The organism is Anaplasma ovis str. Haibei (assembly GCF_002214625.1).
In the GTDB taxonomy this organism is placed as follows: Bacteria; Pseudomonadota; Alphaproteobacteria; order Rickettsiales; family Anaplasmataceae; genus Anaplasma; species Anaplasma ovis.
In genome coordinates, this window is the sequence record NZ_CP015994.1 from 931056 (window position 1) to 944568 (window position 13513).

General features: G+C 47.9%; 5 protein-coding genes and 1 pseudogene. 1 reads left to right on the forward strand and 5 read right to left on the reverse strand.

The features are described from left to right. Positions 1 to 211: 211 nt before the first annotated feature. The 5 genes from AOV_RS03905 to AOV_RS05430 all read right to left on the reverse strand — a co-directional run bounded on the left by AOV_RS03905 (position 212) and on the right by AOV_RS05430 (position 11201). A complete protein-coding gene (locus tag AOV_RS03905) occupies positions 212 to 5800 on the reverse strand; it encodes a glycine-rich domain-containing protein (protein WP_075139219.1) in 5589 nt (1862 codons plus the stop codon). A 558-nt stretch (positions 5801 to 6358) separates the two neighbouring features. After that, complete coding sequence (locus AOV_RS03910) at positions 6359 to 8779, reverse strand: VirB4 family type IV secretion/conjugal transfer ATPase (protein ID WP_075139220.1); 2421 nt, start codon at positions 8777 to 8779, stop codon at positions 6359 to 6361. A 138-nt stretch (positions 8780 to 8917) separates the two neighbouring features. Continuing rightward, on the reverse strand, positions 8918 to 9292 hold the full coding sequence (locus tag AOV_RS03915) for a TrbC/VirB2 family protein (RefSeq protein WP_075139525.1): 375 nt from the start codon (positions 9290 to 9292) through the stop codon (positions 8918 to 8920). 288 nt (positions 9293 to 9580) lie between these two features. After that, complete coding sequence (locus tag AOV_RS03920; RefSeq protein WP_075139526.1) at positions 9581 to 9925, reverse strand: TrbC/VirB2 family protein; 345 nt, start codon at positions 9923 to 9925, stop codon at positions 9581 to 9583. 820 nt (positions 9926 to 10745) lie between these two features. Then, on the reverse strand, positions 10746 to 11201 hold the full coding sequence (locus tag AOV_RS05430; RefSeq protein ID WP_075139221.1) for a TrbC/VirB2 family protein: 456 nt from the start codon (positions 11199 to 11201) through the stop codon (positions 10746 to 10748). 1143 nt (positions 11202 to 12344) lie between these two features. Between AOV_RS05430 and AOV_RS05435 the strand changes: the two are divergent. Beyond that, positions 12345 to 12440 (forward strand): annotated as a pseudogene (locus AOV_RS05435) (NADH-quinone oxidoreductase subunit NuoI); the annotation flags it as partial. Positions 12441 to 13513 lie beyond the last annotated feature (1073 nt).

Consider the following 13513-nt stretch of genomic DNA (forward strand, 5'->3'; position numbering starts at 1 on the left):
ACTGGAGTACCTGGGAAAAACACATCTTGTAGATCATTTGGAGAATGTACTTAGACTAATCTGTACAACAGGTGTTGTTGTAAGTTGGATAATCACAGGCTGCTGCACCTTTATTCCTTGTGGTGGATCTAAGAAATTTATGGTTGCCAAGGCATCACTCATTCCCTATTAGTGCTACTATTTGTTTGTGTAACCTGCTTTGAAGTATGGCTTATGATACTACCCTTACCTTGCCCTTCAGCAACTCTCTAACAGTGTGATAAAAGTTAACCATCGGAATGTAGGGTACACCCATCCCCGCAAACTTCATCGCACGTGTAAGCGAAGAGTGATCATAGATGACCAGCTCATCCAACATGGGATGCGATACATCATCTACCGGAGGATGAAGCTGTGCTTCTAGGTATAACTCTTCGATTGTCTTCTTCTGACGTTTGACAAACTCCGATATGTGCACACCCTTCGGACCTTTTAGCAACTCGTAAATTTGGCTCCGCATGTTAAACGGTAGCATCATATTTTCGATTAGCAGGAGTCCTTTAAAATAGAGACTCCCGTACAAAGTTAGCAAGTCTAGAGATTTAGAGTCTTGAGTAAACTTCTCTATGTGAGACTCAATTCCACCTATCCACGCGTCAGCCTCAGCTTGCGTAGCGAATGTTCGGATGTCTCCCTTTAGTACAGGAAGAAGATGGTCTAACAGAAATGAAAGCACCGACGTTCCCAGCGCAGCCCTTGCAAACCCTAAATCCCTCATTGCATAGAAGACCAGGCTTGCTCCGTCTTCATGAAGATACCCAGCATGCAACGCAATATCATACATGACCTCATGAGCTTCCACCGCTGCCTCATACTCTTCATCCGACATGCTCGAACCGGCGCTATCCCAATGCGACAAGTCAAGCCTTGCAGCAATCACATTGTACACCTGATCGTAGAGAGACAGACCAAGAGGCCCAAAATATTTGTACTTGTCGCAATCTTCCGCTTCCGCATCTGCGCGTTCTTTGTATACTTTTTTATGCTCTGCACTGCTATCAAACGCCCGGTTCAGCACCTCCACGGTGTCATGCACGTATCTTTCCCATGAGCTCTGAAAAGCGCTTACATTGTCCCATTTACTAAGTAGTGTAACTAAATCTTTCACGACATTGCGGAACTCTTGATTGGCAACCTTCAGAAAGGCAGGGTGAGACATCATGCGAACACCGCAACATGTGCCCTTAGATTTAAACTGAGACTCATGCTCCGGACATGGTGCATCTGCGGGAGACATCTCCTGCAGTTTGTTTAACACCTTTACAAATTCCTGATCGTTCACATTACTGTAACTCCCCTGGCCGATCAAATCAGACACGGCCCCTTCTACAACCTTACGAATACCTTCATCGTATGGTGTGTGCTCACCGTGAACTCTAAGACATTTTGATAAATAATCATACGTATACACGTTCAGCATGTGTTTGGTAAAGGCGTGCGAACTATCAAAATTTGGCACGTTCTTCCTGGCGATTGCAATGCCTTCCATAGCGAGCAAAATATTGTTCAACCCCAGAGCAAGACACCGTGATTTCCCAGCAGCATACTTGGCAAAAGTATCAGAAAGTATTCTCTTTGTTGCGTCTAGGTTCTCATATCTCCCCCAAATTTTGGCACGCTTTAGCATCGCTTCAAATGTGCTTCGGAACATCTTGTATTCCGCCTCAGTGCTCTTTGCGTTGTGTTTGACAAAACTCGCGTCCAATACATCTTTGAAGGCCTCAAATGCCTTCTGCCTTACGTAATAATCAACGTAACTGCGGTTCCTCAAAGCACTTTTCAGAGACTTATGCCTCTCCTCTTTCGAAAACGCAGCTGCAATTTCGTTTGTGAACAAGTCTGATGTAGGAATGCGCCTCAGCATTTGGTCCCAGCTTGAACGAAAACTCCTGAGTTTGCGCAAGTCAGGGGCTCTTCTTAACTGAGCAAAATACGTTACGTATTTTAGTAGCGAGAAAAGGTGTTGGCTGGCTCCAACCTTGCGCACAATGTGCGGCTCTTTGAGAAACAAACTAAAAATCAGCTCTGCATCGCGTATGCCGTACTCTCGCGCAATTGCACGGAGCGCATTTAGTACTCCGCGTGCATCCATTCTGGTATCAATTGGGTCTACATGTGCTTCCAATATCACCCAACGCTTGCGCCGTCTACCATTTTCAACAACCCAATTCTCGCTATCTATGGCCTTGCTTCGTACTAGGTCTCTAAAATTGGTAATAAGCTCAGACTTTGCATCCTCATCATACACTCGCTTGGAACGGGTCGCGTCGTAACGCACACTCTCATACGCCTTGGCTATTTCACTTTTTTTATTCAGGACTTTCACCACGGGAGCTATGGCGCTTTCTACCCAAACTTCAGCCTCCTTCATATTGGCAAACACTTTGTCTTCAGCGTCAATAACAGCAGCCACAGCTTCCAAACTAGCAGTAAAATCCTTATGCTCAGATATAGATTTGGGAAAGCTGCCACTCGCAATTCTTCTGAAGACACCCCGACTTTTTACGCCATGTTCCTCTGCATATGTTTTTAGCCGCCCTAGAAGTTTTGTAACCTTATCTGAGAGGGTAGAAGTGGTCTTGCCCGCCAGTTCCTTAAAGCCCTCAATTAGAGAATCCACAATATTTGTTTGTGAACTTCCTCCTAACTTGCTGACGATTTTCCCATATGCCTTGGTCACTTCAGCGTCATCTTTCAACACCTTCTTGAGTGATGCGACCATTCCTTCAACCCAAGAATCCACTTCCTGCTCATTTGTAAATACCAGACCCTGCTTATTCCCGACCTCCTTCACGGTGCTTTCAAGCCACTCAACAAACTCAGGAGACTTCGCCACATCTTCGGCGAATTCTTTGCTTTCCAAAGCAGCAAGAATATAATCGGATTTCAGGTTTTGGCCCCCTGCGTAGCCTTTAAGGCGCTTGAGCATTTCAAGCACTTCATCACTGTCAGCGATGACGGCAACCTTGCTGCTTATCAGTTCCTCAAAGCCTCGTGCAAACTCCTTCTTGCCCCCCACACTTGTTTTTTGAAGTGCCTTTTGTGCCTTAACATATGCATTAACAACTCTATTGTCGCTGTCCAAAATGGAGCTTAGGGGAGCCAGGGTTTGGTCAATCCAAGTTTTCGCCTCCTTCTTGTTCTTTTTTGTCACATCATTGTCTTTTACCACTGCAGCCAGAGCATCCATAGCTTGGGAAAATTTTGGTAGCCCTGTAATGCCGCGACAGAAAGGCATGCTAGCAACGTCAGCAAAAAAATCGTTGGTTTCCTTGTTTAATTTGCGATCCACAGCATGTTTTTTGAATAGATTCAGAAATTCGAGTACACCTTTGTCACAAAAACTCCCTTCCCATTCTTTCACCTGACCCGGATTGCCAGACCATTTTTCGCAGGTGAGTTTGACCATACCGTGCGCCCCACTCTGCACGGCTTTAACATCCGCTCTGGCACACCCACCGGCACCCGTATACTTACTGGGTGCAAGCACCTCTATTGCAGCTTGCTTGCCACCGGGAGATGAGCTGCCTACACATCCTACATCGTGTATGCTGGCCCGCCCCTCAGCGAAGTCGATATTCTGATATGGAACAAAAACTTCATCATTTTTGACCTTTGTGCGCCCTTCAGCAACTCTGTAGTGCACGAGTTTTTCGTACCCACCAGACAACGAGGTGCCCTTGCTGGGTTGCCCTCCACCGCTTGCCGTTAGTTTCACACTACACGTATCTCCACCTACATCATCACACAACAAAGCAACGGTATTCCCGCCCGGGCTCCGGGTGTTACTGGAACCTTTGTTATCAAGTGAGGCAACGCCCCCATGGCCAATACTGGTTATCAAGTATTTATGCTCTTCTGGATTAACCTTGAGAATTCCCATCACGTACTCGCCAGGTCTGCCAACCTTAGCACCATTTTGCAATGACCCGGACTCCCCGCCTCCCCACATTTCTATCTTAATAAAATCGCATTTGGTGTTATCACGACTTATCTCAAGCAGGTGCTTGTTACTTTCCTCGTCACTCAATCCAGCGGCTAAAGAAGAGGCCCCTGAGTAGTATTTATACTCATGTACAGGAAAGTTATTTACACACAAACCCTGCATGTGTGGATTGAGGGGTGTCACTGCGCTTGTGCTTAGCTCTTCAGACTCCTGTAAAAAGAAGGGCTGATGGTCATCTTCGCTTACGTACCTGGTTTTACAATGCCCACCTATTACTCCATCCCTGCTGGCACTGCTGCACATGGCTGGCGTGTCATGCGCAAATACTCTGTCATTGTCATAAAAATAAAGCATGTTGTCCTTGCACAGTACATCACCACTGGAACTACTTCCCTCAGGCGGTATCATGCGGAAAAAACGTCCCCGGCCCCTCATGCGATCAATGTCTTCCTGGCGCATTGTGGCAAGATCAAGCGATGCACTGTCAGCACACAGTAGGTTTCTCTTTGCTTTGGTATCTCGGCTGCGGCCTACAAGAACCTTAGGTAATTCACGAATCCAGTAGTATCTGCCATCTCTTTTGACGTAAAACTTTTTGGGGGAAAACTGCAAGTCCATCAGGCACGTTACATTGCCGCTAGGATCTTCATCATAAACCTGTCGGGGTTGCTTGCAGTCTTTGAGTTCAACACCGGGTTCATCACAAACGTATCTTAACGCAAAGTCGTAGCGGCCTATGTCAAACTTTGGCCTCGCTACGGCAAACCCTATCGTACTATCCCTGTCGCCCGGACCCATGGTCACATCGCAGTAGTCTGTGTCTTGACCATTCGCGCCTTTGCACGGGTTAAATTTTATCTGAACCTTGTCTCCAGGAATAGCGGTTATGGAAGGTCGTTGCAAGCTCGGCGCTGGAACGCAATCGACCACCTTGCCTGAATTGCTCGTGCGTTCTATGCAGATTTCCTCCCCGTTTCTGCTTAGCAAATATCCGAACGAGGATACATCTTCTCCTGAGTGCGGACTTTCAGCGGGGAATGAACAGCCACCAAGCTCGCCGAATGCTTTGCTGATCTCCCCCTTGCAGTCAATACTTTTCACTTTACTTGAACGTGTAGGTACATGCTTTCTACTGGCTCCAAGATACAGATCCTGCGCCTTGCTTGCCCCTCTATCTTCAGTAATAACACGGAGCCCGGGTGTAAAGTAGGACTGCCTACGGAACTCCATGGGCAAAACCTGAATGCGTGACTCTTTAGCAAACGCATTGCAAAACACAGGCAAGTCCGGGGTAATCGCAATTATGCTAACACAACCTTTCCAGGTGTTCATATATTCGCACCTATCGCGCACCCTGTCGTCTAGTGAGAGGTCCTCAAAATTTGTTAACTCGTCTTCCTGCTCCGTCCTTTTAATTTCCAGTTCCCGCGCCAAACCACTATCCAAAATGCTGGTCCACTTGGTACACGCACATATTTGCAGCTCATTATTCTCGTTGCGTTGCACGTATCCAACAACATATCCGAGCCGCCTGCGCATGTATTCCCATCTCTCCACCCGCACAACCTCGTAGTCTCCGTAGTGCGCAATACCGGGCGGCAGGAATATAACTGCAATCTCGGGTATGGCAAAAACACCTTCTGCGTCCCCATTGCGTGGAGCCTCAACAAACAAATCAGGTATAACGCCCCCTGCAGAATTACACATACGTGGGGCACAAAACGCCACAATCGCACAGAACATGTACATCAAGCGCGCTGCGAAAACCAGCAGTGAACGTCTTCTGGCACGCTTTCCTGAATTACACGTAACCATACAGTTGAAAATATCTATGCACCCTTTTGTTTAGTATGTTTCAGTCAACCGAGACTAGTTCACATGAATAGCTTTAAATAAAGATTAAGATCAACTAAAAATGGCTATTTGTATCCTAATATTACACATCCTTCCCAGAAAGATATACTGGTATCTTGGTTATATCCAATGAGATCTTCCTATGACACGGAAATACATTCTGCAGATCGTATTCTCCGGGCATGGATAGCACACATTTTGCTGCATTCTTGGCAACACAAATTGGAAGCCTGATCACTAGATAATTGCACTACTGCGTAGCCGGAAATCGGCCTACAGCGCGCATTAGCTTTAGATATGTTGTGCTGCGCAATACGCGCGTTACTTGGACACCGCTGGGCACTTGATATTACAGCAAACTGGCCTCAGAAGACGTGCGCGGCACCATAGGCGGCATTATCGCTGTACTGCTGCGCTGAGGGGCAGAGCCACCGCCGCATTGCGGACGGTTCACTCACCTTTGATGTAAGAACACTGACACTTGTCGGATTTCTCAGACCTCCATCACAGAAGCGTGGGCTACTGCGCGGACTTGTCGCACTTTGCATGAAATGCAGGTAGCCAATCCTTACCCTTCTCTGCGATCGCTTCGTACATGAGTTTTATTGTAGTTCTATTCGCAGATAGCACCCTCGCCTCCTTGTCTTTCAGCTTCAGCGCCAAGACTACCGACGAACTGCCTTGTTTGATGAAGAAATGCCCCTCATGATGGGGAATCTGCAACATGACATCTACTTCTTCTTTAGAGAGGCCAAACATCCTGACCTGCTGCTGACTACCTATAATGACGTTAGGCATGAAAATTCGTGTTTCGACGTGTTTACTTACATATCTGATAAGCTTGCTCGCGGAGATAGCACGAATGTTTTCTGCCGCAAACACCACCACAACATTTCGTGCGGTGAGCCTCTCCATCCACGCATCAAACTCGCTCTCATCCGGGAACACCACGTCCATGACCCAGGCCTCATACATTACAAGAATGGTCGGCTCTCCGTTAAAGCGGCTTTCGAGTGAACGCAGAAGGAAATACAATATTGCACCTACGCACTCCTGCTTACCAGCAAGCATACCAACATTAATTGCCAAAAACTCCCCATCCAACGCTATTTCCGTTGTGCCTGATATCAGGTGCGCAAACGCTCCCTTGGGCCCCCAAGCACGTGCCGCTCCCCCCAACGTTTCTATGCATTCCTGCACTTTATCTGGCGTACGAGACTCCAGAGGAATAGAGAACACCCTATCAACAACCTCTCTTGCAGCAAGTTTGATTTCTTCGCTGGGCGGCTCAAGCGGGCTGGCCATTCTTTCTACAACCCCAACAGCTATCTCGCGATTAACTTGGGTATCGTGCACGTTGAACGGATTGAAGAACTGGGTTACTTTGTCTTGCCTATCATCTATCCTATAGTATCGCCCGTTAATTGCGGTAGCGAAAATAATGGATTTTCCGCTATAGTCGAACACCACAGACTTTGCCCGTAACCTTCTGGATTCTGAAATTATGAAATTTATTAGTAGAGTCATGTGTGAATCCTGCGGGCCAAGGCAGAGCGTGTGCCCCTTATCTCCTGCGTGAAAACTAAAGAAATATGGCAGGTCTTGGTTGGAAAAAAACAGCGTAATGGCCTCGCGCCATCTCCCTCCCTTGAGCGCACCGGAAGGAAAGTGGTGCGTCATAGCAAAAGTGCACGCGGCTTTCACCATTGCAAACCGCATCCCAAGAACGTAGCGGAAACTACCTGGCATGTTGGCCCAGAAGTCATCTTCCAGGGCTAAGTCAACCCTTACCACAATTGCACCCAGCGCTGAAAATGCGGCAACCATTTTCTTTATGTCTCTCTTGAGAGACGGGACGCTGTTTGCGATGATCATGCAGCTCACTTTCCGCTTACAACAGTCACCAATTGTGCTTTCATCTGCAGACATAACCTCTTCCAAGCGGGCAATCTTCGCCAGTTCTGCATCCCCACTTATCTCCAACAGTTCAGCTTGTCTCCTGTATGCATTCTTGACCTGCACACTCGGCACGAACTGTATCACCTCTGTTATGACGAACTCACACTCTTGCTGTAAACACATGTCAACCGCATCCAGAGATTCGCCATAATATTCCTTGACGCCAAGGATTGCCCCGTATCTTGAGCCCCCCTCATCCGACACTTTTAACGTGTTAAACCCAACAGTCAGACCGCATCCCGCGGCAATGGTATGGGCGCTGTCACGGGATTCTAAAAATCGTTTACCACGTTTCAAGGTAACTAAATAGCCCAGAAACTCTAGCAATTCAGACCGCCATCTTCCATCCTCACAGCGGATCACTCCAAGCCTTCTAGCAGAAAAACATTGAAGTTCCGCCACCATGGCGGAAGTCACACTGGATAACTGTTGCACTTTAGAGGCCAAAAAGCTCTTATGTCTTTTTTTGACTCTGCCGAACGTCAGCGCACTGATCATGCCATCCAGCTTCTCGCGCAGGGGCTGAGTTACCACGGCAATGTACACTTCATTCGCGTAGGTGCGCCTCGAGCTTATGGAAGCCCCGTATACGGAGTGCAAAGAATCGGAAAAGTCCTGTGTCTCGTGCCAATCAAGTTTAAATTTGCACTCCTCCCTAACGGTGTACAGCCAAAACGCAATTCCCGGATCTCGCACGTTCGATATCGCAGTCCTTATAGCATCTCTGAGAGACCCTAAACCCGAGTTGTCGGCATAGTCTTCTATTCGTATTATTTGTACCAGGCCCCCACTTTTGTTCAGTAGCGTATCTTCGTTGTAGTGGCAGGCTGGCGCTATGAACTCCACGTAGGAATCCGCCCCACCCGTACGGGAGGAGTGATGCACCTCCTCAACCGCAGCGCGGCTCTTCTCTTCAGAACCTTCGTCTTCACCGCCCTTTTTCAGGCGAAACTTGCGCACAAAACTATCTATGAAAGACACCGGCAAATACCCATAACCCTCTCACGCCACCAAGCATAATTCAGAGTACTACTACATTCATATGCTTAACATTCCGTGAACCAAAAATAGGCAAACCCGGCCGGCGTTCAGCAAGCCCGAACGTCCACAGATGGGCCGCTATATAGTCGTACCAGCAAGCACTCTACAGTCAAAGTCATCAGCACCCAACTCTGCAATACCACCGGCAAATTTTGAAATCAGCTTCCCTGCACCAAAAAAGATCGCAGTAAATACAACTAGCATTACAATAGCAGGCCACGCAAGTCTACCGAAAACTGCCATAATGCTCGAGCCTAATATGACTCCCGTCATTATAGGCAGCCCTAATTTTTGCACGAACACCACAACATTACATATAACCTTTGACACCACTTCACCATTTGCAGCATTTGCTGAACCCTGCGACATAGCGCGCATGCTTGAGGCCTCAGAACTAAACGATAGTAGTGTAAAAACAAACACAGATATTGTTGTCAAAAAGGCTTTTAACATTCTAACTCTCTTAAAGACTTTACCTGTTACCTTATATAACAATCTGTGTAGCCGATCTACAGTTATACTTAATGAATTTTCAATTTTGTTGTGCGTCGCCAAAGCACAACTTACGCGTGGATTCAAAAATGTGTACCAGTCCCAAAGTATGAGAACCCAAGCTGTTGCGCACCATGGTTCAACGGGACACATTGTGCCCCGTTAAAGAGTATGATGGACTAAGACTCGAAGTCGGGCTGCCCTGCGTGGCAAAGCCGCCAGCATTGCCGTGGTGACAGCCTCTTGTAGTTACTTGCAGTCAAATTTTTCAGCATCTAGTTCGGTTATCCCCGCTGCAAATTTGCTTATGAGTTTACTCGCACCAAAGAATATCGCGGTAAACACAACCAACATCGCTATGGCTGGCCACGCAAGCCTACCGAAAACCGCCATCACGCTCGCGCCCAGGATAACACCAGTCATGATTGGCAACCCTAACTTTTGCACAAAGAGGATGACATTACATATCACCTTTGTGGCAACATCTTTATCCGTATCCTTGCCGCTCGCAAGAGCGCAGTCTGCGGCGCCGATACTGAGGGCAACCAATAGCGTGCATGCTGCCCGAAAGAAAAATTTTACAAATCGTGACATTCCATAAACCCCCATCCAGAACTATCCCACACACCACGGAAAAGCCCCTACAACATGCCACCTGTGTGAGCAGGTTATCTGCTCACCGAAATCCGCTTCTATGACCTCCACGGTGCACTGAACATATGGTGAGCAACTCACCCTGTTTGCATTTTATGAGGCAATGAGTTAATTTATGATTAACCAATATTCTTGTTTGGCGCGCAATCATGTGTGCTTTATCCCAAAGAATGGGATACTTAAGGACTTTTCCTAATAGAACACATACTGATAGGGAAAATTTCTGGCATTTCTTGTGCCGGCAGTAGGTTATAGCAACACGTGTTTACGTTATGGGTGTTGTTACTGTACTGGTGTGCCGGTATTTAACACTCTTTTGTTTAAGTTCTAGCAGTAGGAGATCACGGTAAAATGTAGTGCAAGTTGGGGATAATGGGGAATCTGTCACTCATGGTAGGCACACACCCAACACAGCACGTACCATAATCAATCACATCAGAAGTTTCGAATCAGGCCTTGTGTCACAACTTTTACAACCTGGTAGCAATAAGAAATTTCGTGGGTACAGTTTGCCACTGCCGTACCGTCGGCCAGTAAGTTTCTGCAGCACACAACCACGGATTGGGCCACCAAGTTTCACACAATAATACCAGATCATGCACATTGTCTGGGTGGCGAACCATTGCGCTTTCCGCAAAGCTAAAGCCGCTGCCGCCCCGGGATGATGGGCAGCAGCGTGGGTGTTTACTCCTGTTACCACGGGCACGAGCCGGTCACACATAAACTGCTGTGAAACAACTGCGCGCAGATACGTACACGCTTATGTGCATGCGAACACGGACGTCGGGCCAACACCCTCGGCAAATTTCCTAACCAGTTTATCTGCCCCAAAGAACACTCCGGTAAACACCACTAGTATGGCTATTGCAGGCCATGCCAATCTACCGAAAATTGCCATTATGCTCGAGCCCAATATTACCCCAGTCATTATAGGCAATCCTATAGCTCTGACGAAACTGATTACGTTGCAGATGACTTTGCCAGCAACCATATCAGCGTTGGCGCCGCCGCCACCGCCGCCACCGCCGCCACCGCCGCTGCCACCGCCGCCTGAGCCCGCTCCACCACTTTGTGCTGTTATAGTAAGAAACTGGTTGGCGCCACCTGTACTAGCATTAGCGCTCTTACTACCGGCGTTCTTACCACCAGCATGCGCCGAATCGACAACGAACAGGAACACTAAAAATAACAATACCTTCGGCGCTGCGGCGCACATAACACTTCCGAAACGCTTCAACAACAAACAATGAGTCACTTTCCTCTCCCTAGTAAACAATCAAAATCTAGCCACACATCAAGGTGCGACAGTGCACCAAACATCAACACCCGCGATATGGATGTGCCTTTTCATGTGCATGCCCACACTCCGGATAGGCACGGAGCTACAGAATTTCACGCAAGAAGTTTCCCGCCACAGCTCCCTAAAATTCGCACCTATTGGGTCTAGCTTTGTGTTACACGACACAAAATTCGGTAACACTGAGTTGTGTGCACAGGCATGGCGCTGCTCAGAAAGCTTGTCCGCGCGGGACGTGCATGGGCGCAGACCGAAAAGCCACTGGGAAACGTCCGCTGCAGCGTCTCGGTAGTCATGCATAGTCACCGAGATATTCAGCATACAGCGGAGCCCCACGCGAGATAGCACACCCAGTATGGGCAACGCGGTAGTTAGGGCGTCACACGCGCAGAGTGCATGCAGCAACGTGAAGGTGGCCTGGGGCTTCATCCAAAGTTCCTCGATAAGCGGCGCAATGTCACAGGGGCCAGTGACGTAGAGGAAATTGCTTAACAATAAATGACTCTAAAATTCATGCAGAACAAAAGGTCCTGACCATCTGGCATTTATGTGTGCGCGTAAATTTGTGTCTCGCTGAAGGTTGCGTTGGAGCGAATTTTTACTAGGCAAAACAGCTGGATATCACCGACCATGCACGTGCAACGTCTGCTAGGTAACCCAAGCCGTGTCTAGAAATTTGCGACCGTACCCTTTGGTGCCGGTAAGCTTATGGCTAAGTTCGCCGTGGTGTGCAAGTGATGCCAGACCGATATGAGATTCCGGGTTACCGCACCACAGACTTCAACTCCGATGGTGAACATGCTGACGGGAGCTCAAGGCGACAAGTTATGTATGTCGGCCTCAGACGATTAAGAGGGTTGTGCCAGTAGCAGAAGTACTGGCATAAGCAGAACCTGCAGTGATGAATAACCATATCAAGGCCACCACTGCTGCAGCTATGTGTGGTGACTGATCTCTAAATCCCAACCTCTACAGGTTTGTGCAATGAACAACACACCAACCCCAAAATATCCATCTACCAAGGCAATCCAGCCATGCCCCTTTGCCCGTACCTATTCCTCCCAGTTGATGTACAACAAGGAAAAGCTACTCTGCAACGGGGATGTTTGGGAAGAGGCCCTAGACCTTAGGATCAGGAATAACAGGCCATACTACTAACCTGCATACTTATCGTCCGCTACCTCTCAGGTCTCTCGTTATAGTTACTGAACAACGCAGCAACTGTTGCGACTGTGACTTTGCAGTTACTGTGTTATCCACTAATCGCCATCCCTGACGTACTAATGGTTTCACCTGCAACAGAGAGCAGTGTTGCATCATAGCCAAACACTGCACTAATCTTGTGGTGTTCTGGTTACAGGTGGTACCTGCAACTGTGGGCTGAAAATTTAGAGATAGGAAGATAGGTGTTTGGGTGATGCAAGTAGAGTTGGGAGATGGAAACGAACCACATTTGGTAAGTAGGGTTGTGGTTGAGGTATTTAGAGATAGGTCATCCACCAATTCTCCAGTTTGCAGTTACCAAGGCCATTACGTGAGGAGAGAGATTAGTCACCTAATCCCCATACACCAAAGTTGGCGGGGCCATTGCACATCTGAAGTTCCCTGCATCACTCAGGGACCCCAAGCCCATAACTTATACCCGCACCATCTCAATCCTTGGCACCCAATGCACTATCAATATTTACCATCCCTGCCTAGGAACAATCCCCCGCAGTAATTTATACAATACAGCACACACCTAAGCGCTTCTCCATTACAGCCATGGAACAATACAGCAACTGTGTCTATGGCAATGCATCCATGCCCCATCTACCCACCGGCCCCTCTCCCATACTCATTCCTCCCAGTTACTGTGTGCACCAATAGTAACCGGACAACGCAGCAACTGTTGCGTGTGACTTTGCAGTGACTTGTGTTATTCACACTATCTCCTAACCCTAGCCCGCACTACACACGGATATCAATCCCTGCCACATTGATGGCGCCGACAGCTTAAGGAGGAAGCAAGGTCAGATGGAGCCAGTAGATTTATAGGTTTTGGGGAAAGACTTGGTGTCGTAAGTTAGCAACGCAGGGAGCTTCAAGTGTGTCTATGGTGTAATAAATCAAGACACTAGGTAGCGTAAAAGCCCACCGCGCCTTTTTGTGCCGCTGCCTCATCCACAGATGTGGCAGCGGCACACACCCCCATCAATACAACCCAGGATTGTTTACAGAATTTTAGCAAC

Bases quoted from the DNA above. Each gene is read 5' to 3' on its own strand.
- AOV_RS03905 (WP_075139219.1), bottom strand. From the start codon at position 5,800: ATGGTTACGTGTAATTCAGGAAAGCGTGCCAGAAGACGTTCACTGCTG.
- AOV_RS03915 (WP_075139525.1), bottom strand. From the start codon at position 9,292: ATGTTAAAAGCCTTTTTGACAACAATATCTGTGTTTGTTTTTACACTA.
- AOV_RS03920 (WP_075139526.1), bottom strand. From the start codon at position 9,925: ATGTCACGATTTGTAAAATTTTTCTTTCGGGCAGCATGCACGCTATTG.
- AOV_RS05430 (WP_075139221.1), bottom strand. From the start codon at position 11,201: ATGTGCGCCGCAGCGCCGAAGGTATTGTTATTTTTAGTGTTCCTGTTC.